The organism is Arthrobacter sp. SLBN-122 (genome assembly GCF_006715165.1).
In the GTDB taxonomy this organism is placed as follows: domain Bacteria; phylum Actinomycetota; class Actinomycetes; order Actinomycetales; family Micrococcaceae; genus Arthrobacter.
Genome location: NZ_VFMS01000001.1, coordinates 2855118 through 2877092 on the forward strand (window position 1 = coordinate 2855118; position 21975 = coordinate 2877092).

General features: G+C 65.9%; 19 protein-coding genes. 12 read left to right on the forward strand and 7 right to left on the reverse strand.

Features of this window, described 5'->3' with window-relative positions:
• The first annotated feature begins 27 nt into the window (after positions 1–27).
• The 6 genes from iolD (at position 28) to FBY36_RS13355 (ending at position 7965) form a co-directional block, all read left to right on the forward strand.
• Complete coding sequence (gene iolD / locus FBY36_RS13330; RefSeq protein ID WP_142122634.1) at positions 28–1980, forward strand: 3D-(3,5/4)-trihydroxycyclohexane-1,2-dione acylhydrolase (decyclizing); 1953 nt, start codon at positions 28–30, stop codon at positions 1978–1980.
• 41 nt (positions 1981–2021) lie between these two features.
• Complete coding sequence (locus FBY36_RS13335; RefSeq protein WP_142120086.1) at positions 2022–3533, forward strand: CoA-acylating methylmalonate-semialdehyde dehydrogenase; 1512 nt, start codon at positions 2022–2024, stop codon at positions 3531–3533.
• A 92-nt stretch (positions 3534–3625) separates the two neighbouring features.
• Positions 3626–4537 (forward strand): sugar phosphate isomerase/epimerase family protein, encoded by a 912-nt coding sequence (locus tag FBY36_RS13340; RefSeq protein WP_142120088.1) that lies wholly within the window; start codon positions 3626–3628, stop codon positions 4535–4537.
• Between the two features lie 29 nt (positions 4538–4566).
• Complete coding sequence (locus tag FBY36_RS13345; protein ID WP_142120090.1) at positions 4567–5580, forward strand: Gfo/Idh/MocA family protein; 1014 nt, start codon at positions 4567–4569, stop codon at positions 5578–5580.
• Positions 5581–5653: 73 nt separating this feature from the next.
• Positions 5654–6529, forward strand: coding sequence for a sugar phosphate isomerase/epimerase family protein (locus tag FBY36_RS13350; RefSeq protein ID WP_142120092.1), 876 nt, complete (start codon positions 5654–5656; stop codon positions 6527–6529).
• Entirely contained in the window at positions 6526–7965 is a 1440-nt protein-coding gene (locus tag FBY36_RS13355; RefSeq protein WP_142120094.1) for a sugar porter family MFS transporter, read from the forward strand. Before FBY36_RS13350 ends, FBY36_RS13355 begins: the two co-directional genes overlap by 4 nt.
• A gap of 78 nt (positions 7966–8043) precedes the next feature.
• Here the strand turns inward: FBY36_RS13355 and FBY36_RS13360 are convergent, their stop codons facing one another.
• The gene (locus tag FBY36_RS13360) at positions 8044–8493 is read right to left on the reverse strand and encodes a MarR family winged helix-turn-helix transcriptional regulator (RefSeq protein WP_142120097.1); all 450 of its coding nucleotides are present in this window, start codon (positions 8491–8493) and stop codon (positions 8044–8046) included.
• Positions 8494–8663: 170 nt separating this feature from the next.
• Between FBY36_RS13360 and FBY36_RS13365 the strand changes: the two genes are divergently transcribed.
• The gene (locus tag FBY36_RS13365; RefSeq protein WP_142120099.1) at positions 8664–9869 is read left to right on the forward strand and encodes an MFS transporter; all 1206 of its coding nucleotides are present in this window, start codon (positions 8664–8666) and stop codon (positions 9867–9869) included.
• On the opposite strand, the gene FBY36_RS13370 is transcribed toward FBY36_RS13365, so the two are convergent.
• Genes FBY36_RS13370 through FBY36_RS13380 form a run of 3 tightly spaced genes read right to left on the reverse strand, consistent with a single transcriptional unit; the run spans position 9866 to position 12580 of the window.
• Positions 9866–10882 carry a LacI family DNA-binding transcriptional regulator gene (locus FBY36_RS13370; protein ID WP_142120101.1) on the reverse strand — a complete coding sequence of 339 codons (1017 nt, stop codon included), beginning with the start codon at positions 10880–10882 and terminating at the stop codon, positions 9866–9868. The genes FBY36_RS13365 and FBY36_RS13370 overlap by 4 nt on opposite strands.
• A 46-nt stretch (positions 10883–10928) precedes the next feature.
• Positions 10929–11822, reverse strand: a complete 894-nt coding sequence (gene iolB, locus FBY36_RS13375; RefSeq protein ID WP_142120102.1) for a 5-deoxy-glucuronate isomerase — start codon at positions 11820–11822, stop codon at positions 10929–10931.
• 17 nt (positions 11823–11839) lie between these two features.
• Positions 11840–12580, reverse strand: a complete 741-nt coding sequence (locus FBY36_RS13380; protein WP_142120104.1) for a GntR family transcriptional regulator — start codon at positions 12578–12580, stop codon at positions 11840–11842.
• Positions 12581–12899: 319 nt separating this feature from the next.
• Between FBY36_RS13380 and FBY36_RS13385 the strand changes: the two genes are divergently transcribed.
• Together FBY36_RS13385 and FBY36_RS13390 are read left to right on the forward strand one after the other, a co-directional pair.
• Positions 12900–14297, forward strand: a complete 1398-nt coding sequence (locus tag FBY36_RS13385; protein ID WP_235008825.1) for a sugar porter family MFS transporter — start codon at positions 12900–12902, stop codon at positions 14295–14297.
• A gap of 146 nt (positions 14298–14443) precedes the next feature.
• Positions 14444–15577 carry an LOG family protein gene (locus FBY36_RS13390; protein WP_142120108.1) on the forward strand — a complete coding sequence of 378 codons (1134 nt, stop codon included), beginning with the start codon at positions 14444–14446 and terminating at the stop codon, positions 15575–15577.
• A 3-nt stretch (positions 15578–15580) separates the two neighbouring features.
• Here FBY36_RS13390 and FBY36_RS13395 read toward each other — a convergent pair whose 3' ends face one another.
• A complete protein-coding gene (locus tag FBY36_RS13395; protein WP_142120110.1) occupies positions 15581–16726 on the reverse strand; it encodes a VIT1/CCC1 transporter family protein in 1146 nt (381 codons plus the stop codon).
• A gap of 267 nt (positions 16727–16993) precedes the next feature.
• On the opposite strand from FBY36_RS13395, the gene FBY36_RS13400 reads away from it, so the two are divergent.
• The gene (locus tag FBY36_RS13400) at positions 16994–17221 is read left to right on the forward strand and encodes a hypothetical protein (protein WP_142120112.1); all 228 of its coding nucleotides are present in this window, start codon (positions 16994–16996) and stop codon (positions 17219–17221) included.
• A 93-nt stretch (positions 17222–17314) separates the two neighbouring features.
• Here the strand turns inward: FBY36_RS13400 and FBY36_RS13405 are convergent, their stop codons facing one another.
• The gene (locus FBY36_RS13405) at positions 17315–18835 is read right to left on the reverse strand and encodes a sodium:solute symporter (RefSeq protein WP_142120114.1); all 1521 of its coding nucleotides are present in this window, start codon (positions 18833–18835) and stop codon (positions 17315–17317) included.
• Between the two features lie 258 nt (positions 18836–19093).
• On the opposite strand from FBY36_RS13405, the gene FBY36_RS13410 reads away from it, so the two are divergent.
• The gene (locus FBY36_RS13410) at positions 19094–19669 is read left to right on the forward strand and encodes a helix-turn-helix domain-containing protein (RefSeq protein ID WP_142120116.1); all 576 of its coding nucleotides are present in this window, start codon (positions 19094–19096) and stop codon (positions 19667–19669) included.
• Positions 19670–19785: 116 nt separating this feature from the next.
• Here FBY36_RS13410 and FBY36_RS13415 read toward each other — a convergent pair whose 3' ends face one another.
• Positions 19786–20613, reverse strand: a complete 828-nt coding sequence (locus FBY36_RS13415; protein WP_142120118.1) for a DUF559 domain-containing protein — start codon at positions 20611–20613, stop codon at positions 19786–19788.
• Between the two features lie 296 nt (positions 20614–20909).
• Between FBY36_RS13415 and speB the strand changes: the two genes are divergently transcribed.
• Complete coding sequence (speB, locus tag FBY36_RS13420; RefSeq protein ID WP_142120120.1) at positions 20910–21974, forward strand: agmatinase; 1065 nt, start codon at positions 20910–20912, stop codon at positions 21972–21974.
• Position 21975: the final 1 nt, after the last annotated feature.

A 21975-nucleotide genomic window follows, 5' to 3' on the forward strand; every position in this document is an offset into this window, starting at 1 on the left:
ATGGGCACAACAACAGGAACGCGCAGGATGACGGTGGCGCAGGCCGTCGTCGAATACCTTTCCAAGCAGTACACGGTTGACTCGGTCAACGGCGTTGAGTACCGCGAACGGCTCATTCCGGGCACGTTCGGTATTTTCGGGCACGGCAACGTGGCCGGTGTGGGCCAGGCCCTGAAGCAGTACCAACAGCTGGACCCGGCCATCATGCCGTACTACCAGGGCCGGAACGAGCAGGCCCAGGTCCACCAGGCCGTCGGGTACGCCCGGCACACCCGCCGCCGCCAGACGTTCGCGGTCAGCACCTCGATCGGCCCGGGCTCCTCGAACCTGCTGACCGGTGCCGCGCTGGCCACGACCAACCGGCTTCCGGTGCTGCTGCTGCCGAGTGACACGTTCGCCACCCGAGCTGCAGACCCCGTGCTGCAGCAGCTGGAACAGCCCTACGCCTACGACCTCACGGTCAACGACGCGTTCCGGCCGCTGTCCAAGTTCTTCGACCGCGTCACCCGCCCCGAGCAGCTGTTCTCCGCGTTCCACCACGGCCTGCGGGTCCTCACCGACCCTGCCGAGACCGGTGCCGTGACCATCTCGCTGCCGCAGGACGTCCAGGCCGAGGCCTTCGACGTCCCGGCGGAATTCCTGGCCGAGCGCGAGTGGCGGATCCGCCGCCCGGAGGCTGACGATGACGACATTGCCCGCGCCGCGGCCGCTATCCGGGCTGCCAAGCGCCCGCTGATCATCGCCGGCGGCGGCGTCCTTTACGCCTATGCCAATGACGAACTCGCGAAGTTCGTGGAGCTGACCGGCATCCCGGTGGGCAACACCCAGGCCGGCGTCGGCGTCCTGCCCTGGGACCACCAGCACTCACTGGGTGCCATCGGCTCCACAGGCACGACGGCGGCCAACGCCATCGCAGCTGAGGCGGACCTGATCATCGGCATCGGCACGCGCTACGAGGACTTCACCACCGCGTCCCGGACCGCCTTCCAGAACCCTGACGTGCGCTTCATTAACGTCAACGTGGCCCCGATCGATGCCTACAAGCACGGCACCACGCTCCCGATCGTGGCCGATGCCCGCAAGGCACTGGTGAAGCTCAACGCAGCACTGGGCGGCTACCGGGTAGGCGCCGACCTGGAACAGAAGGTCGCGGCCGAGAAGAAGCGCTGGAACGACACGGTGGACGAGGCGTTCGACACCCGCTACACCCCGCTGCCCGCCCAGAATGAGATCATCGGCGCCACCAACCGGGCCATGGACCCGCGCGACGTTGTCATCTGCGCGGCCGGGTCCCTGCCCGGGGACCTGCACAAGATGTGGCGCGTCCGGGACCCGTTCGGCTACCACGTCGAATACGCCTACTCCTGCATGGGCTACGAGATCCCCGGCGGCCTGGGCGTCAAGCGTGCAGCGCTTGCAGAAGCGGCGGAAAGTACGACGGCGGGCGGCGAGGGCCGCGCTGACGTCCGTGACGTCGTCGTCATGGTGGGGGACGGCTCCTATCTGATGATGCACACCGAACTGGTCACCGCCGTCGCCGAACGCATCAAGCTGATCGTGGTCCTGATCCAGAACCACGGCTACGCCTCCATCGGCTCCCTCTCCGAATCCCTCGGCTCACAGCGGTTCGGCACCCAGTACCGGGCATTGAACGAGGAACAGCACAGCTTCGACGAAGGCGAGACCCTGCCCGTGGACCTGGCCCTGAACGCCGAGTCCCTGGGCGTGAAGGTCATCCGGATCGAGCCGGGGGAGAAGGTCATCGCCGAACTTGAGCAGGCCATCCGCGATGCCAAGGCCGCTCCCGAGCGCAGCGGACCCATCCTGATCCACGTCGAATCCGACCCGCTGCTGGACGCACCGTCCTCCGAGTCCTGGTGGGACGTCCCCGTCTCCCAGGTCTCCGAACTCGACTCCACCAAGCAGGCCTTCCAGACCTACGTCGACCACAAGTCACGCCAGCGCAAACTGCTCGGCTGACGCCTGCTCCCTCCAAGACCCACCACTCAAGGAAGAGTCCCATGACTGCCACCACCACTGAAACTGTCATCAACCACTTCATCAACGGCGCGGAGACCGCCGGCGAGGGTGAGCGCACCACCCCCGTATACAACCCCGCCACCGGTGCCGTGTCCGCCACGCTGCGCCTGGCCAACCGTGCCGACCTTGAGGCCACTGTCGCGGCCGCCCGCAAGGCCGCCGATACTTGGGGGGACATCTCCCTGGCCAAGCGCACCGCGGTGCTGTTCAAATTCCGCGAACTGGTCGCCTCCCACGTCGAGGAGCTGGCGCAGCTGGTCACGGCCGAGCATGGCAAGGTCATCTCCGACGCCAAGGGCGAAATCGGCCGTGGCCTGGAAGTCATCGAGTACGCCTGCGGCATCCCCACGCTGCTCAAGGGCGACTACTCGGACCAGGTCTCCACCGGCATCGATGTGTTCAACTTCCGCGAACCCCTCGGTGTGGTGGCCGGCATCACCCCGTTCAATTTCCCGGTGATGGTGCCGCTGTGGATGGCGCCGATGGCGATCGCCACCGGCAACGCGTTCATCCTCAAGCCCTCCGAACGCGACCCCTCAGCCTCGCTGCTGCTGGCCAAGCTCTGGAAGGAAGCCGGCCTGCCCGATGGCGTGTTCCAGGTCCTGCACGGCGACAAGGAAACCGTGGACGGCCTGCTGACCCACCCGGATGTGGACGGCATCTCCTTCGTCGGGTCCACCCCGATCGCCCAGTACGTCCACGAGACCGCCACCAAGCACGGCAAGCGGGTCCAGGCCCTGGGCGGGGCGAAGAACCACGCCATCGTGATGCCCGACGCCGACCTGGACAACACCGCCGACCACCTCGCCGCCGCCGCCTTCGGTTCCGCCGGTGAACGCTGCATGGCGATCTCCGTCGCCGTGGCCGTCGGGGACGCAGCCGACCTCATCGTCAAGAAGGTCGAAGAGCGCGCCCTGGCCGTCAAGGTCAAGAACGGTACCGAACCCGACGCCGAAATGGGTCCGGTCATCACCCCGGCCTCCAAGGAACGAATCGTACGGATCGTCACCGAAGCCGAAGCTGCCGGCGCCGCCATGGTGGTGGACGGCCGCGACCTGGTGGTCCCTGGCCACGAAGACGGCTTCTGGGTAGGCCCCACCGTGATCGACCACGTCAAGACCGAAATGACGGCCTACACCGAAGAAATCTTCGGGCCGGTCCTCGTTGTGGTCCGCGTTGACACCCTCGAAGACGGCATCAGGCTGATCAACGCCAACCCCTACGGCAACGGCACCGCCATCTTTACCTCCTCCGGTGCCGCCGCGCGCAAGTTCCAGCGCTCCGTGACCGTCGGCATGATCGGCATCAACGTGCCCCTGCCCGTCCCGGTGGCCTACCACTCCTTCGGCGGCTGGAAGGCATCCCTCTTCGGTGACAAGCACATCTATGGCCCCGAAGGCGTATCCTTCTACACCCGCGGCAAGGTGGTCACCTCCCGCTGGCCCGAAACCCACCACGCCTCCGGCGCCTCCTACAACTTCCCCTCCAACTGATCCCCACTACCACCACCATCGATTGCTCCGTACATGTCGTTTTGAACGACCAAAACGACACCTGCGGAGCAATCGATGCAAAGGAACAGACAATGACTGAGAACAAGCTGATCATCGGCACGGCGCCGGACTCCTGGGGCGTCTGGTTCGCAGACGATCCCAAGCAGACCCCGTGGGAACGGTTCCTCGACGAAGTGGCCGAGTCCGGCTATAAGTGGATCGAGCTGGGCCCGTACGGTTACCTTCCGAACGATCCCACGCGCTTGGCGGAGGAACTCAAGCAGCGCGACCTCAAGGTCACCGCCGGTACCGTGTTCACTGCCTTCCACCGCGGGCTGGACCAGTGGGAAACCGCCTGGGAGCCGGCCCGCAAGGTGGCCGAGCTCACCGCGGCCATGGGCGGCGAGCACATCGTGGTCATCCCGGCCATGTGGCGCGACGACGTCACCGGCGAAGCCGTGGAAAGCGGTACGCTGAGCGAGAAGGCCTGGAGCGACCTGTTCGCCGGCCACAACCGTCTGGGCAAGACCCTGCTGGAGGACTTCGGCCTCAAGCAGCAGTTCCACTCCCACGCCGACTCCCACGTCGGCGCGCAGCAGGACATCGAAACGCTGCTGGCCGCCACTGACCCGCAGTACCTGAACCTCTGCCTCGACACGGGGCACGCCGAGTACTGCGGCGCCTCCAGCCTGGACCTGATCAAGAACTACCCGGACCGGATCGGCTACCTGCACCTGAAGCAGATCAACCCGGACATCCTCAAGAAGGTCAACGAGGAAAACATGACCTGGGCCGCGGCCAACCTGGCCGGCGTCATGACCGAACCGCCCAACGGCCTGCCAGACCTGCGCGCGGTCATCGAAGCCGTGGAAGCCCTGAACCGGCCGATCTTCGGCATCGTGGAGCAGGACATGTATCCGGTGGCCTTCGACGTGCCGATGCCCATCGCCAAGCGCACCCGCAATTACCTGCTGTCCTGCGGCTCCCGCACAGCCGTAAGCTAACCTCCGCCACACACCAAAGGACGAAAACAATGACTGAAAACCTCCGCGTCGCCGTCATCGGCGCAGGCCGCATGGGTGCGGACCACATCCAGCGCCTCAACAAGCGCATCCACGGAGCTGAAGTTGCCGCCGTCGTCGACGTCGACCTCGCCCGCGCCCAGGCCGCCATCGAAGGCATCCCCGGCGCCGTGGCCCTGGGCGACGCAGACGAAGCCCTGAAGAATGGCGACGTCAACGCGGTCCTGATCGCCACCCCCGGCTTCCTGCACGAGGACATCCTGCTCAAGGCGATCGCCAAGGACATCCCGATCCTCTGCGAAAAGCCGCTCACCCCGGACGCCGAGTCCTCCTGGAAGATCGTCCAGGCAGAGGTGGCGCTGGGCCACAAGCGGATCCAGGTGGGCTTCATGCGCCGCTTCGACGCCGAATATGCCTCGCTGGGCAAGATCATCCGCGACCACGAGCTGGGTGAACTGCTGATGCTGCACCACCAGCACCGCAACCCGAGCACCCCCGAGGGCTTCACGAATGAGATGCTCATCAACGACTCCGTGGTCCACGAGTTCGACGCCATCCGGTTCTTCACCGGCGAGGAAATCACCAGCATCCAGGTCCGCCTGGGCAAGGCCACCCGGAACGCCCCGAATGGCCAGCACGACCCCCAGCACGTCCTGCTGGAGACCGAATCGGGCGTCCTGGCCGATGTTGAAATCTACGTCAACGCCAAGTTCGGCTACGAGGTTGCCACCCAGGCCTCCTTCGAGGACGGCATCGTCAGCATCGGCGGCGACAAGGGACCCTACACCCGCAGCGCCGGCCACTGGGGCGGCAATGTCACCCCCGGCTTCGAGGAGCGCTTTGGCGCAGCGTACGACGTCGAAATCCAGTCGTGGGTGGACGCGGCACTTAAGGGCGAAATCGGTGGCCCCTCCGCCTGGGACGGGTACGCCACCGCAGCGTGCTGCGAAGCAGGCGTCGAAGCGCAGAAGAACGGCGAAAAGGTCGCCGTGAAGCTGGCCGCAAAACCCGACCTCTACAAGTAGGACAGGAGAAGGGGACGGAGCCATTTCCGTCCCCTTTCCATTCCCCTGACTGATCCACAATGGAGTGTTTTTCGTGAAAATCGCACTTGACCCCACCCCGTTCCACCACTCGCACAGCCTGCTGGAGTTCCCCAAGGCGGTGGCGGACCTTGGCTACAAGTACATGCAGATGACCCCGCACGCGGACTTCATCCCTTTCTTCAACCACCCCAAAGCGGATGATGAACTGGTGGGCCAGCTGAAGAAGGCCTGCCGCGACGCCGGAATCGAGATCGCTTCCGTCCTGCCGGTGCTCCGCTGGTCGGGCCCCGACGAGGATGCACGCGAAGCAGCCGTCCGCTACTGGAAGCGTGCCATCCAGATCACCGTGGACCTGGGCGTCAGCACCATGAACACGGAGTTCAGCGGCCGGCCGGAAAAGGCGGAGGAGTCCGAGCGGGCGTTCTACCGTTCCATGGAGGAACTGCTGCCCATCATCGAGCGTGAGGGCATCGACCTGCTGATCGACCCCCACCCCGACGACTTCGTGGAAGAGGGTCTTGCCGCCATCCGCGTGATCCGCGGCGTTAACTCGAAGAATGTGGGCATGGTCTACGTGGCCTCACACAGCTTCCACATGAAGAACTCGCCGCTGGACATTATGAGGGCCGCGGGGGACAAGCTGCGCCTGGTCCACGTGGCCGACACCATGGACCACCACGCGTCCCACGGCCTGCGGTACATCACCAACCCGCCGGGCAACCCCGTCCGCGTTCACCAGCACTTGAAGATCGGCGACGGCGACGTCAACTGGGACGAGTTCTTCGGCGGCCTGAAGGAGATCGGCTTCCTGGACCGGGAGAATACTGTGACGGTCTCCAGCGTCTTTGCCGAAAACGAACATGCCGAGGAGGTCTCCCGCTACCAACTGGAGACCATGAAGCAGTACGTCCAAAAGGTCACCGTATGAGTTCGCCTGTTTCCGGTGAAGCAGCCGCAAAGCAGCCCGGCAACCACCAGCGCGCGCTGCGGACCGTCACCATCATCTCCACGTTCGGCGGGCTGCTGTTCGGCTACGACACCGGCGTGATCAACGGCGCCCTGCCGTACATGCAGGAAGACCTGGGCCTCACGCCGCTGACCGAGGGCCTGGTCACCTCGTCCCTGCTGTTCGGTGCCGCCTTTGGCGCCCTATTCGGCGGACGCCTGGCGGACCGCAACGGCCGGCGCAAGATGATCATGGTGCTGGCCATCGTCTTCCTGCTGGGCACGCTGGGCTGCACGTTTGCACCCAGCACCGAAGTGATGATCGCCGCCCGGTTCGTCCTGGGGCTCGCGGTGGGCGGTGCATCTGTCACGGTTCCCGTGTACCTGGCAGAGGTATCGCCAAGCAACCGGCGCGGCCGGATCGTCACGCAGAACGAGCTCATGATCGTCACCGGTCAGCTACTCGCCTTCATCTTCAACGCCTACCTGGGCAACTCGTTCGGCGAGTCCCACGGAATCTGGCGCTGGATGCTGGTCATCGCCACCCTGCCGGCCATCGCACTCTGGATCGGGATGAACTTCATGCCCGAGAGCCCCCGCTGGCTGGCCTCCATTGGCAGCTTCGGCGAGACCCTCAGCGTGCTGCAGCGGATCCGGTCGCAGGAGGAAGCGCGGAGGGAGTTCGAAGAAGTCAAAGCCATGGCGGTGGAGGACTACAAGTCCAAGATGGGCTCCTGGAAGGACCTGGGCATCCCATGGCTCCGCAGGATCTTCTTCGTGGGCCTGGGCCTTGCGGTGATCCAGCAGATCACCGGCGTGAACTCGATCATGTACTACGGAACGCAGATCCTGTCGCAGTCCGGCTTCGGCCGGGAGGCGGCGTTGACCGCCAACATCGCCAACGGCGCCATCTCGGTCCTGGCCACGTTCGTCGGGATCTGGCTGCTGGGCAAGGTGGGCCGGCGCAGGATGCTCATCACCGGCCAGGTGGGAACCACGACGGCGCTGCTGCTCATTGGCCTCTTCTCCCTGATCCTGCCCGAAGGGTCAGCACGAGGATTCGTCATCCTGTCGCTCACCGTGACGTTCCTGGCCTTCCAGCAGGGTGCCATCTCCCCGGTGACATGGCTGATGCTCTCGGAGATCTTCCCGTTGAAGATCCGTGGTCTGGGCATGGGCGCCTCCGCGTTCCTGCTGTGGATTGTGAACTTCCTGATCGGCTTCGGGTTCCCGCAGCTGCTGGCGGCCATCGGGATCTCCAACACGTTCTTCGTGTTCGCCGTGCTGGGTGTTGGCGCCATCGCCTTTGCCGCCAGGTACGTGCCCGAGACCAAGGACAAGAGCCTTGAGGACCTGGAGCACTACTTCAAGAACGTGGCCGGCAGCAAAGCTGAGGCGGCCGCGGCAAAGGCTTCCTGACGCACCAGAACCACCCGTTCAACAGCAGCGCCCCCTTGAGCATCGTCAAGGGGGCGCTGCTGTTCCTGCACTGCTGCCTTACGTGCGGGCATGCAGCCGCGGCAGGGCATCCACCAGCGGTGCCAGCTCCGGAATGGCCCTGGCTTCATCGAGGGCGCGCTCCAGCGTTGCGTCGTGGACAGGCCGAGCATCCGCCAGCAGGGTGCTTCCGCTGGGCGTGAGCTCGGTGTAGATACCCCGCCGGTCGTCGTCGCACAGGATCCTGGTCAGGAGGCCGCGGTCCTCCATCCGGTTCACCAGTCGCGTGGTGGCACTGGGACTCAGCGCAGTGGCACGCGCCAGCTGCTGCATCCGCATGTGCCAGCCGTCCTGCCGGCTGAGGGCGTCCAGCACTGTGTACTCCACCACGGAGAGCTTCGACTTTGCCTGGAGGGAGCGTTCCAGTTCGTTCTCGATCAGCCCGTGCAGGGCCGCCAGGGTGCGCCAGCCCTGGGAGCGGACCTCGACGGCGTCGTCCTTGATGCCCATGGTTTGCTCCTTACGGAATGGCCCGGCAGGAGGGCCAACGGTAGCTGCGGTCAGAGATAGTTGCTTGCGCGGCATATTTGCATGTGCAACAATAAATACCGCGCTTGCAAATATCTTAGGCGCCTTCCCCAGAGGGAACAACCACACGTACAGCTCAAAGGAGCATTCGCATGCCTGTTGGCCTGATCACACTCGCCCTTGGCGGGTTTGGCATAGGACTCACTGAATTCGTCATCGCGGGCCTCCTGCCGCAGGTGGCGGCCGACTTTGGCGTCACCGAAGCGGAGGCCGGCTGGTTCATTTCCGGCTACGCGCTCTCCGTGGTGGTGGGCGCGTTGGGCCTCACGGCCGCCGTGACGCGCTTCCAGCGCAAGCCGGTCCTGGCCGCCCTGTTGGTCCTGTTCATCGCCGGAAACCTGCTCTCCGCCACGGCGGACGGTTACTGGTCCATGATGCTGGGCCGGGTTGTTGCCGCCCTCTCGCACGGCGCCTTCTTCGGAATCGGAGCCGTGGTGGCTGCCGGTATGGTCCCGCCGAGCAAGAAGGCAGGAGCCATCGCGCTCATGTTCACCGGACTGACCGCAGCCAACGTCCTGGGCGTGCCGTTCGGGACGCTGCTGGGCCAGGCCGCCGGCTGGCGTGCCACCTTCTGGGCCATCACTGTCATCGGCGTGGCCGCGCTCGCCGGGATCCTGGCGCTCGTTCCCAAGGCGGCGGGTGAAGCGGAAGAGGCAGCCAGCCTCCGCACCGAGCTCCGCGCCTTCCGCTCCGGCCAGGTGTGGCTTTCCATCGTGGTGACCATCCTGGGCTTCGGCGGCATGTTCGGCGCGTTCACCTACATCGCGTACGCCCTGACCGAAGTCTCCGGGTTCGCGGCGTCCACCGTGCCGTGGCTGCTCATCGTCTTCGGCGCCGGCCTCTTCGCGGGCAACACCCTGGGCGGCAAGGCCGCAGACCGCAACGTGGACCGGACGCTCCTGGTGGTGCTCGCCGCGCTGGCCGTGGTCATGGTGGCATTCGCCCTGACCGCCGCCAACCCCGTCCTGACAATCGTGTCCCTGGTCCTCATGGGAGGCTTCGGCTTCGCCACCGTGCCGGGACTGCAGATGCGCGTGATGAAGTACGCCTCCGGGGCTCCCACCCTGGCCTCCGGCGCCAACATCGGTGCCTTCAACGTGGGCAACGCCCTGGGCGCGTGGCTGGGCGGGGTCACCATTACTGCCGGCCTCGGCTACACGTCACCCATCTGGGCCGGCGCGGTGATTACCCTTGCAGGCCTGGCGGTCATGGCGTTCGCCGCCGCAGGCGCCAGGCGGAAGGAGCAGCGCCGGGAGGGCCAGGCGCCAGCGGCCGTGGTGGAGTTGGCCAGCCGCTAGGCAGTGGGGCCGGAGGAGCGGCGCACCATCAGGGCGGGTTCGAGTTTCCGGGTGGTGGCCGGTCCTGCCGTACCCGCGATCCTGTCCAGCATGGCTTGTGCGGCCAGGCGGCCCAGCTGGCCGGCGTGCTGGTCAATGGACGTCAGGCCAATCAGGGGGGAGGCCGCCACTTCGATGTTGTCGCAGCCGACGATTGCCACGTCGCCCGGGACGGACAGTCCGTGCGACGCCAGGGCCTCCATGATTCCGATGGCGGTGAGGTCGTTGTGCGCAAAGACTGCCGTGGGGAGGATGCCGCCCGAGTCCAGGAACTGCTCCATCACGGCCCGGCCGCCGCGTTCGGTCATGTCGCTGTGGACCAGCTGGGGCTCCAGGCCGAACTGCCCCATGGCGTGCAGGTAGCCTTCCCGCCTGGCGGTGTAGGGGAGCCAGTCCGAGATGTCCACGTGTGCAATCCGCCGGTGCCCCAGTCCGTACAGGTGCTCCACGGCAAGTGCTCCGGAACGGAAGTCGTCCGTCAAGACGGAATCCACGCCGTCGACCTCCATCTCCCGGGTGATGACGACGGCGGGTGTTCCGCGCAGTGCCGCAGCCAGCTCTGCCGAGGTGCCCGTGTAGCCGGCCAGGAGGACACCGTCCACGCGCAGGTCCACGAAGGACCGGACGGCCTCCAGTTCCGTTCCCGGATCAGCGGAGCCGACGGCGACCATCACCTGGTTGCCGCTTCCCGCCAGGCCTTCGGTGATGCCGTCATAGATGTCCGCGAAGACCGAGTTGTGCAGGTCGAGGAAGAGGACTCCGATGGTGTTGGTCCGGTGGCTGGCCAACCGGCTGGCCAGCCTGTTGGGGGAGTAGCCCAGGGCGGCGGCTGCTTCCAGCACGGCCGTCCGCTTGGCGGGAGAAACCTTTGGGGAATCCCGCATCACCAGGGACACCAGGGCGCGGCTCACTCCGGCGTCCCGTGCCACATCCTCCATGGTCACGGACCGCGGCGCAGGAGATGTCTGTTTCACAAGACTCCACTATGCCAGCCTGCCGCCCCTTGCCGGGCGAGGTTCCTTACGAGCCGAACGGCAGCCGCGGGTCGATGTTCTGGCTCTCCCAGGTCTGCCGCACCCAGCCGTGGTGCGGATCGTCGCTGATCAGCCACTCCCGCACGGGGCCGGGGCCGGCCATGACATTCAGGTAGTACATGTCGTAGCCGGGCGCGGCCATGGCGGGACCGTGCCAGCCATAGGGAACCAGGACGACGTCGCCGGTGCGCACTTCCGCCGAAACATCGATGGGGCGCTCGTCCGAGGCGTAGACGCGCTGGTAGCCGATGGCGTCGGCGTCGGAGGGGGCGCCTGATCCTGCGGCTGCCTGCGTCTCGAAGTAGTAGATCTCTTCGAGGGAGGTCTCGCCGTCCTTCTCCTCATCATGCTTGTGCGGCGGGTAGGAGGACCAGTTCCCGGCAGGGGTGAGGACCTCGCACACAATGAAGCGGTCCGCCTCGAGTGCTGCAGGTGTACCGAAGTTGTGGACCTGGCGTGAGCAGTTGCCGGCGCCGCGCAGTTCCACCGGTGTTTCGGCCGCCGTCACGAGCCGGGTGGGGTAAGCGGCCTTGGCGGGTGCCGTGGCCACGGCGACGCGGCCGCCGTCGGCCGAGCTGATGCTCACGGCACGGCCCGTGCCTGAGTAGAGCACGTCGGAGGGCCCGGAAAACACCGAGGGCCGGCCGTTCAACGGATAGTTGGTGCCGTCAACGGTGACGGTGAAGGACCCGTTGAGGGGCACCACGATCCGTTCCTCGTCCGCGGCGGGGAGTTCGACGGCGGCGCCGGCAGGCACGCTGGCCACCTTCAGGCCGGTGTGTGCCCAGCCGTCCACGGTGAAGGAGGAATCGGAAGTTCCGATTGAGACGTCCCATTTGCTGTCGGCGGCAGTGCCCAGGGGGTAGACCCAGTTGGTCATGGAGTTGGCTCCTTGGATTATCGCTGTACGAGTGTCATTTCAAAGCTGTAGGAATCGGCGCGGTACACATGGTGGCCCGTTTCCACCCGGCGCCCGGTATCGTCCACGGCGGTGCGTTCCATGGTGACCAGCGCCGATCCTGCCGGGGTGTCCAGCATGGAGGCCTGGTAGTCATTGGCCGTCATGGCGCCGATGCGTTGCGTGGCCAGCCGGAAGTTCACGCCGCCGCGGCGGAGGATCGAGTACAGGCCCTCGGCACCCAGCATCGCCTCGTCCATCTCGGCGATGTCGTCGCGAACCCAGTTCTCCATCAGGGCGAGCGGTTTGCCGCCCACTTTCCGCAGTCGAGTGAAGTGGTACACCTTGGAGCCCGCGGGAAGCTGGAGCGTGGCCAGCGTGGGGTCGTCCGCTTCCAGGTGCGAGAAGCTCAGGACTTCCGTGGTGGGTTTCTTGCCGTTGTTGGTGAGGTCGTCGTAGAGGCTGGACAGTTCGAGTGGCCGGCGCACCTGGCTGGAGACCACCTGCGTTCCCACGCCCCGTTTGCGCACCAGCAGGCCGGAGCGGACCAGCTCGTCCATGGCCTTGCGCATGGTGGGCCGGGAAAGGTTCAGCTGGGCGGCAAGGTCGATTTCGTTGTCCAGCCGGCTGCCCGGTTCAAGCACGCCACTGTAGATCGCAGCCTCGATGCCCTGAACCACCTGATGGTACAACGGCACGGGGGAGGAGCGGTCGATGCTGAGTCCCAGGTTGTTCGCCACAGTGCATTTCCTCATACGTCGGTGTCAGCACCTTGATCTGCTCTCGACGCCGGCGCTGGCGGGCCTCTTCGGCACTTATATGTCCGCTTGATAGGACATACTTTCTCCCTTGATCGTAGCAGGTGGGTCTCGCCGGTCAAGGGATTTTGGCGGCACTCGGTCGGGCGGAACCGAGAAAATCTTTGTGCTGACATTAGGACGTTCTATTGACGCTGGGCGTTAGAGCGCTCTAACGTTAGTGCCACGCATCACATTCCTGACCGGCCTTCCGGTCCCCGAGAGAATCTGAGAGGCAACAATGCTGTTGCAGAAACAAACGATGGCCGCACCAGGCACCCAGCGCCGCGGCTACCTGGCCCGGCTCACCGTCATCTCCACCCTGGGCGGCCTGCTCTTCGGTTACGACACCGGCGTCATCTCCGGCGCCCTGCTGTACATGAACGACTCCCTCAACATGACCGCCGTCGAGGAAGCAACTGTGGTGAGCGCACTGCTGTTCCCGGGTGCCGCCGTCGGCGCCCTCACCGGCGGCCGCATGGCCGACAAACTGGGCCGCCGCGGCTCCCTGCTGGTCTGCGCCCTGCTGTTCCTGCTCGGCGCCATCGGCTGCGCCATCGCTCCCAACGTGACCTTCATGGTCGCTGCCCGCATCGTGCTGGGCCTGGGCGTCGGTGCCGCCGCCGTGACCTGCCCGCTGTACCTGGCCGAAATGGCACCGGCCCACCTCCGTGGCCGAATGGTGACTATCAATGAGCTCATGATCGTGACCGGCCAGATGCTCGCCTTCGCCATCAACGCCCTCCTGGATGCCCTGATCCACGACAACGAGGTCTGGCGCACCATGCTGGGCATCGCCTCAATCCCGGCACTCGCCCTGCTCGCCGGCATGCTGATGCTGCCTGAATCGCCGCGCTGGTACGCCATCCGTGGCCGCCTTGAGGACAGCCGCCGCGTCCTGAACCTCAGCCGCAGCCCACAGGAAGCGGCTGCCGAATTCGAGGAGATCGCCCGGGCGGCACGCACCGCCAAGGAAGAACGGGGCCACGCGCTGCGGGACCTGAAGAACAACCCCTGGATGCGCCGCCTGCTGTGGATCGGCATCGGGCTGGCCACCGTCCAGCAGGCCACCGGCATCAATACTGTGAACTACTACGCTCCCACCATCCTGGAAAAGAGCGGGCTGGGCGTCAGCGCTTCGCTCGTGGCCACCATCGGCGTCGGCGTCACCTCCGTGCTGATGACCATCCTGGGCATCTGGCTGCTCGGCTTCGTTGGCCGCCGCAGGATGCTGGTGATCGGCTTCTCCGGAGTGGTTGGTTCCCAGGCCCTGCTGGCCGTCGTCTTCCTCCTGCCGCAGTCGGACCTGGCCAGCTACACCGTCCTGGCGGCCATGATGCTGTTCGTCGCCTTCGTCCAGTGCTTCATCGGCACCTGCGTGTGGCTCCTGCTCTCGGAAATGTTCCCGCTGGCCATCCGCGGCTTTGCGATGGGAATCGCGGTCTTCGCCCTGTGGACCGTGAACGCCGCCATTTCGTTCCTCTTCCCCATCGTGGTCAACGCCCTGGGCTCCACTGGCACCTTCGGCCTGTTTGTCCTGGTCAACCTCGCCTCCCTGGCGTTCGTCATCAAGTTCGTTCCGGAGACCAAGGGCCATTCGCTCGAGGACCTGGAAGCGCACTTCCGTGACGGCGCCGTGCCGGCCAGGCTCCCGGCCTAGGCAGGCAGCGCTTCCCGGCAGCCGCTGACCTACGCGGGGCTGGACCCGGCAATTTTCCGTCATTGACGAAAAGGGCAGGGTCCGGTCCCGCGTTTGCTTTCGGTGGCCTAGGCTGGCTCCATGATGTGGACTGTGAGGCAGCAGCCGTGAATTACGCCGGTAGCCTTGGTCCCCGTCCCCGCACCCTCGAAGTTCAGGACCTGGCGAGCTTCGACCGCCTGGTGGCCGGGGGTGCGGTCAATCTGCACGGCTGGCATGCGCAGTCCCTGGACCTGCGGGGCCGGTCCGCCGCACTGAAAAGCGTCAGCGTCGAAGGCGCCATGTTCCTTGGCTGCCTCTTTGATGACGGCATGGAGACCAACCTGCGCAGCCGCGGTGCCCTGATCTTTCCACGGCTTGATGGCGTCCCCTTCGACCCCTACCGGGCCTCGCTGTACTCACCGGCCGAACTGTATGCCGGACTTGCCAGGTCCCCGTACGAGGAACTGCCGGATGCCCGCATCTACCACTGGAGCATCCAGCCGGGGCAGCGGCACCGCGTGGACGCCACCCTGGCCTCTGCCCTGCACGACCATGCGATCGGGGACGCCCTGGAGGAACTGACACGGTCAGCGGCGTGGACCCGCCGGTCCATCGTCGGCGTCATGGGTGGCCATGCGGCGCCCAGGGGAAGCCGGGAGTTTGCGGACGCGGCGCGGCTCGGAAAGCTGCTGGCCCTTGAGGGCTATTCGGTGGCCACCGGCGGCGGCCCCGGTGCCATGGAGGCGGCAAACCTGGGTGCTTACCTGTGCCAGGCGTCCGACGGCGACCTGCAGGCGGCGCTTGCCACGCTCGCGGAGGTCCCGGGGTTCCGGCCGTCCGTGTCGGCGTGGGCGCGGGCGGCGGCTGCCGTCGTCGAATGCCATCCGGACGGGACTCCGTCGCTCGGGATCCCCACTTGGTTTTACGGGCATGAGCCGCCCAACTACTTTGCCACGCACATCGCCAAATACTTCGCCAACGCCATCCGCGAAGCCATCCTGCTGGAACTGTGCCACGGCGGAATCGTCTTCCTGCCGGGGGCGGCCGGAACTGTCCAGGAGATCTTCCAGGACGCGTGCGAGAACTACTACGGCGCCCGCGAAAAGGTGGCCCCCATGGTCCTGGTGGGTCGGCACCACTGGGAGCAGGAGTACCCGGCCTGGCCCATGCTGCGCAGCCTTGCCGCCGGGCGGCCCATGGCGGACTACATCTTCCTGGTGGATACGGTGGACCAGGCCGTGGAGGTCCTCCGGGGCTGAGCGTTATCCGACTGCTGTGCCGAAGAGCAGGCCCAGCAGGTAGGTGATGGCGGCGGCGCCCAGGCCGATGGCGAGCTGCCGCAGGCCACGGGTCAACGGGGACGTGCCGGACAGCAGGCCCACGGCGGCACCGGTGGCCAGCAGGGCAACACCGACCAGGACCCCGGCCACCACCAGCGCGGCGACCCCGGTCAGGCCGAACAGGAACGGCAGGATGGGCACGATGGCGCCGGAGGCGAAGAAGCAGAAGCTGGACAGCGCCGCGCCCCAGGCCGTCCCCACTGCCTCGTGCTGGTCCTCTTCCTCCGGCAGGTCCGGCTGCAGGGACAGGCTGGGGTCGCAGTCGCAGGACAGCAGCCCCATCCGCTCGGCCACTCTGTGTTCCGCCGCCTCACGGGACATGCCGCGGGCCAGGTACACCAGGAGGAGTTCGTTGTGTTCAAGGTCCAGCTTGGGTGCGGCGGCCAGGGTGATCTGCGTGGGTCGGGTGGCGGCCAGCAGTTCGCGCTGGGAACGGACGGAGATGAATTCGCCGGCGCCCATGGACATGGCACCCGCCAGGAGCCCGGCGATGCCGCTCAGCAGCACTACGGTGCTGGCAACACCGGACGCCGCCATGCCCATCACCAGGGAGAGGTTGCTGACCAGGCCGTCGTTAGCGCCGAAGACAGCTGCGCGGAACGTGCCGGCCAAACGGTTGCGGCCGCGGGTGGCCAGGCCCCGCACCACTTCTTCATGGATCTGCTCATCGGCAGCCATGGCCGGAGTGGCGTTGGGGTCCTTGGCGTACGGGGACCGGCCTTCGGCGCGCTGGGCGAGGGCCAGCACAAACACGGAGCCGAAGTGCCGCGCCAGGAACCCCAGGAAACGGCTTCGCGCGGAGGCTCTTTTTGGTTTGCCCGCATGGTCCCCCAGCAGGGCCAGCCAGTGGGCCTCGTGCCGGCCTTCAGCCTCCGCCAGGGCCAGGAGGATGGCCCGTTCTTCGCCCTCGCGGTTCTGGGCGAGGTCCCGGTAGACCGCGGCTTCCGCACGCTCATCGGCCAAGTACTGGCGCCACCGTTTGATGTTCGACGGCGAGGGCTGGCTTTGCGGGGTGTGGGCGGCCTCCGGCGGGGTGGCATGGGAATTGGGACGGGCGTGCTGCGACACTGGTAACTCCTGGGCTGGAAAGGGCATGTTTTTCGCGCCTTTGCCCTGCCAGCGTACTGCGAAATTCCGCGGTTTTTTGGCTGGCAAACCTCGCTGGGAAGTTTCGGTTCGCCGTAAAACTTCGGCTTACGGCGCCGTCATTCAATGCTCTTCCAGGCGCCGCGGCGTCTATTGACCCGTCCACCCGGCCGGTGTTGTGATGAAGGTGTGGCGCAGGCTGCGCCCTACCTGAAAGAGCACGTCAGGCGAATATACGGAGGTTGAATCATGAGCACCACCGGACAGCACCCGGACATGCCGCACCTGGACGCCGTCGAAGCGGACCCCGCCTACGATTACGCCGAGGATGCACCGGTAGACGATGCGGACTGGGACGCGGAGGACGGGTTGATTGACGAGGAAGAACCGGTGGTCCAGCCGCAGCCGGTAGTCATCGATGCCGAGGACCGTGAGGTCCCGCTGGACGACGACGAGCCCCGCGACACAGGCGAGTAGGACTTACGGCGGCGGCGCCTCCTTTTCGCTTCACGGTGAAAGGAGGCGCCGCCGTCGTGCTTAATGCTTTTGCAGCTTTGCGCTTGTGCAGGGTCAGCGGCCGGCCAGGACGTCCTCGGGCGCTTCCTCCGCCTCCTGCCCGGCAACGCGCAGCTGCCAGGCGCGCATCACCGCGGGATCCGTGGGGCGGCTGAGCAGCGAGGCTGCGATGTAGACGACCGCGGAGGCGATCAGGCCGTAGTAGATGGGCTCGTTGGCGTAGATGCCGTCCAGCGGCGCCTCGGCGTTCACTTCCAGGATGATCATGGTTCCCAGGGTCACCACTGATCCGACGGCCATGGAGGCCGCGGCCGCCACGCCGGTGCCGCGCTTCCACACCAGGCCGCCGAGGATGGCCACCAGCAGGCCGCCCACCAAGATGTCGTAGGCGATGGTCAGCGCAGCCACCACGTCCTTGGTGATGATGGCGATGACGATGGCCACGATGCCCAGTGCCAGGACCCAGAGGCGGTTGGCCTTGACGTCATGCTCCGGGTTCTCCGTTTCGCCGGTGTTGATGTCCTTGCCGAACCAGCCGGCGACGAACGGCAGCACGTCGGCGCGGGCAACGGTGGCGGCGGCGATGAGGGCGCCGGATGCCGTGGACATCATGGCTGCCACCGCCGCGGCCAGGACCAGCCCGCCGATGCCGACGGGGAGCAGGTTCTGGGCCACTTCGGCGTAGACGTCGTCCTTGGTGGCAATCTTGACGTTGGACAGGGCCACGTTGGCCGCCATCCCGATCAGCGCGCCGGCCACACCGTAGACGATGCAGTAGATGCCGGCGGTGGCGCCGCCCCAGCGGGCCACCTTGGGCGTCTTGGCCGTGAACACCCGCTGCCAGATGTCCTGGCCGATCAGCAGGCCCAGGGTGTAGACCACGAAGTAGGTGATGATGGTCTGGACGCCGATGCCGTCCATCTGGAAGAAGCTGGCATCCACACGGCTGCGGATGCCGTCCAGGCCGCCGGCGGCGTTCAGGGTGAACGGGAGCATGAGGAAGAAGATGCCCACCGTCTTGATGACGAACTGGACCTGGTCGGCAAGGGTGATGGACCACATGCCGCCGATGGTGGAGTACACCAGGACGATGGCGCCGCCGATGGCGATGGCCAGTGCCCGGTCCAGGCCGAACAGCACGACGAAGATGGTGGCGTAGGCGCCCGTTGAGGTGGCGCACAGCATCAGCGTGTAGGCGAGCATGACGATGCCCGAGGCTTCGGTGGCCTTGCTCCCGTAGCGGAGGGTGAGCATCTGGGACACTGTGTAGATCTTCAGCTTCTGGATGGTCCCGGCAAAGAGCAGGCTCAGCAGCAGGACGCCGGCGCCAATCGCCACCACCAGCCACATGCCGGAGATGCCGAACTTATAGCCAAGCCCCACGCCGCCCACGGTGGAAGCCCCGCCCAGGACGACGGCGGCCATGGTGCCGGTGTAAAGGAACGGTCCCAGGCGGCGGCCGGCAACGAGGAAATCACTGTTGTTCCTGGTGCGGGATTTGCCCCACCAGCCGAAGGCCAGCATTGCGAGCAGATACACCACCACGATGGCGATGTTGATGGAACTTGCATCCATAGTTGGCTCCTTGGAGCTGTTGGGGGTGTGGTGCCGGGGGCGAACGGCGCCCGGCACCGCCGTGGACGAACGAAGAGGGGATTCTGCTTTTCACCTATAGGCAACAGGAGTTTCACAGATTAGGGTGTGACGGCCGCAACAGTCAAGGGGCGGGGATACCGGCGGCCGCTCCCGTGTGGCATGGGCGTGTCACAAAAGCGCCGCCGATTAGTATGGCTCGAGAGTGGAGCCGGACTGCCGGCCATGAAAGGTTCGTAGATGAAGGCACTGCCAGTTGAGCCCAGCAACGTCCCTGTTGCCATCGGCTCCAGGATCCGGGCCGCCCGGCAGTCCCAACGGCTCACCATCGAGCAGGTTGCCGACGCCACCGGCCTGACCAAAGGCTTCCTCAGCCGGGTGGAGCGGGACCTCACCTCCCCGTCGGTCGCCTCCCTTGTAACGCTCTGCCAAGTGCTGTCCATTTCCATCGGTGATCTTTTTGCGGCGCCGGAAACCCACCTGACCAAGCGGAACGATGGCCCGCGGATTTCGCTTGGCGGCCAGGGCATCGTGGAGCGGCTCCTGACGGCACGCTCGGAACGCCGCGTCCAGATTATCCAGGCCGTGATCGAGCCCCATGGCCGCGGCGAGTCCGAGCTCTACGCAGTGGACTGCGACGTGGATGTGCTGCATGTGATCAAGGGGTCCATCAAGCTGATCCTCACCAACGAGGAATACGAACTCAATACCGGCGACACCGTGACCTTCCCGGGCCGCGAGCCGCATACCTGGGTCAATCCCACGGACAAGCCGGCTGAGGTGCTCTGGGTCCTGGTCCCCGCCGCCAGCCGCTAACTGTGCATTCCTCCCCGGTTACTTTCCGCGGCCTGCGGCGGTCTCCGCCCTTTCCGGGGAGGTTGTCCCCCACGCGTGCCCAGGGGCCGGGGTAACTGGGCTGGAATGGACACCCGTCAGGAAGCCGGCCTGCGGCGGTCCGCCAATACTGCCCTGATGTCATCCAGCACCTGCTGTTGGTTGAACCAGATGTGCTCCGGCATATTGCGCAGGACGGCAAAGCCCTTAACCGTTGATGAATTATTCCGGTCCCTGTCCCTGAACATGTCAGCCCTTTGTGAGTGGAATGCGAAGCCATCGATTTCGACAATGAGGAAGCCGTCCAGCAGGAAGTCCACCCTCCCAATGCCCGGCAGAAACACTTGTGCCTCGTAGGAAATCCCGTTCGTGCGGAACAGGTGCTGCGCATCGACCTCAACCATGGACTCGGCGCGCAGGTCGAGTTCCCGCAGCATCCGAAGCGCCGTGCCCGAGCGATCCGCGCGCAGTTGCTCCGCCAAAAGTTCCCGCGGCACGCCGTGCAGACGGATGGCCGAGGTTGCCAGTGCGGTGGAGGCCGGAGGGGTAAGGCAACCCAACGCATGCAGTGCGACATCTTCGACCGCTGCTACTGGCGACCAGGCTTGCCCTTGGAACCTGACGGTGCGGTGACGGACGAAACCGGTTCCGTGGCCATGGTTGCAGGCCAGATGAAGCCGCGTTGGCGGTCTTCTTAGCCAGAGACCGTAATGGGAGGCCGCGCTCGCGCAGCTGAGCCGGCCATTGTGCTCGATTGCAGCCCGAAAGTCCTCGTCGCAGCCCGGCAGCACAAAGAGCCCGCGCTTGGGTTGGGTTGCACCGACTTCCTTGAGCCGCAACAGGTCCCGCCTGGAGAATCCGGCGTCGAGGAGTTGGGCCGACCGGGCAACCCCGCCAGCCTTGTGAAGATACTCAAGAATTTCCACGCCGCCATTTGATCTCCCCGGTCGGCGTAGCGGAAGCCCACGGTCGCCCTAAGTGGACAAGCCCGGGGCTGTGGCGTGGGCTCCTTCCCGGTTGCCTGCCGAGCCCGCATTTCCTTGCAGCGCGAAGTCCCGGAATCGCGGGGGATAAGACGCAGACCAAGTGTGCGCAGCGGGAGTAACTGGGCAGGAATGTGCGGGCCAACGATGCTAAGTAAACACCTGGTGCCTCATAGAAAACAGGGGTGTATGATTGCAGTCACACCAGTCCCCTCAACTCCTCGAAGGAGAGGCCTCCATTGGAAGAGCTGCGCATTGAAGCCAACGGCAACCTTGGCCCCATCGATTCATCCCGGATTCCCCGTTACGCCGGGACTGCCACCTATGCCCGCCTTCCCCGCCTTGACCAGGTTGAAAAAGCCGATGTGACTGTGGTGGGCGTGCCCTTCGACTCCGGCGTTTCCTACCGGCCGGGAGCCCGCTTCGGCGCCAACCATGTTCGCGAGGCCAGCAGGCTGCTGCGCCCCTACAATCCCGCCTGGGACGTCAGCCCGTTCGAAAACATCCAGGTGGCCGACGCTGGGGACATGGCCGTCAACCCGTTCCACATCAATGAAGCCATCGAGACCATCCAGCAGAACGCGCTGGACCTCACCGCCGCCGGGAGCAAACTGCTGACCCTCGGCGGGGACCACACCATCGCGCTGCCGCTGCTTCGGGCCGCTGCCGAGCGCGCCGGCGGACCCATCGCCATGCTCCACTTCGATGCCCACCTGGACACCTGGGACACCTACTTCGGCGCCGAATACACCCATGGCACGCCCTTTCGCCGCGCAGTGGAGGAGGGCATCCTGGACACCGAGGCCATCAGCCACATCGGCACCCGCGGCCCGCTCTATGGCAAGAAGGATCTCGACGACGACCACCGTTTCGGCTTCGGCATCGTCACCTCCGCGGACGTCTACTACCAGGGCGTGCTGGAAACCGTAGCCAAGGTCCGCGACCGGATCGGCGACCGGCCGCTCTACATCTCGGTGGACATCGATGTCCTGGATCCGGCCCACGCACCGGGCACCGGCACCCCGGAAGCCGGCGGCATCACCAGCCGCGAACTGCTCGAAATCATCCGGGGCTTCCGCGGGATGAACCTGGTGGGCGCCGACGTCGTCGAAGTCGCCCCCGCCTACGACCACGCCGACATGACCGGTGTCGCTGCGAGCCATGTCGCCTACGAACTGGTGACTCTCATGGCTGACAACGCGGTGCCGGGGAGCCGCTTTGGCGCCGAGACCGGCTACCAGGCACAGGCCCTTGGCCAGGAAGCCCGCCGCCCCGCAGGTTTCGCAGGCGTCACCACGGAGTAGG

Coding starts and splice junctions, on each gene's coding strand:
- iolD (WP_142122634.1), top strand. CDS start 28: ATGACGGTGGCGCAGGCCGTCGTCGAATACCTTTCCAAGCAGTACACG.
- FBY36_RS13335 (WP_142120086.1), top strand. CDS start 2,022: ATGACTGCCACCACCACTGAAACTGTCATCAACCACTTCATCAACGGC.
- FBY36_RS13340 (WP_142120088.1), top strand. CDS start 3,626: ATGACTGAGAACAAGCTGATCATCGGCACGGCGCCGGACTCCTGGGGC.
- FBY36_RS13345 (WP_142120090.1), top strand. CDS start 4,567: ATGACTGAAAACCTCCGCGTCGCCGTCATCGGCGCAGGCCGCATGGGT.
- FBY36_RS13355 (WP_142120094.1), top strand. CDS start 6,526: ATGAGTTCGCCTGTTTCCGGTGAAGCAGCCGCAAAGCAGCCCGGCAAC.
- FBY36_RS13360 (WP_142120097.1), bottom strand. CDS start 8,493: ATGGGCATCAAGGACGACGCCGTCGAGGTCCGCTCCCAGGGCTGGCGC.
- FBY36_RS13365 (WP_142120099.1), top strand. CDS start 8,664: ATGCCTGTTGGCCTGATCACACTCGCCCTTGGCGGGTTTGGCATAGGA.
- iolB (WP_142120102.1), bottom strand. CDS start 11,822: ATGACCAACTGGGTCTACCCCCTGGGCACTGCCGCCGACAGCAAATGG.
- FBY36_RS13385 (WP_235008825.1), top strand. CDS start 12,900: ATGGCCGCACCAGGCACCCAGCGCCGCGGCTACCTGGCCCGGCTCACC.
- FBY36_RS13400 (WP_142120112.1), top strand. CDS start 16,994: ATGAGCACCACCGGACAGCACCCGGACATGCCGCACCTGGACGCCGTC.
- FBY36_RS13405 (WP_142120114.1), bottom strand. CDS start 18,835: ATGGATGCAAGTTCCATCAACATCGCCATCGTGGTGGTGTATCTGCTC.
- FBY36_RS13410 (WP_142120116.1), top strand. CDS start 19,094: ATGAAGGCACTGCCAGTTGAGCCCAGCAACGTCCCTGTTGCCATCGGC.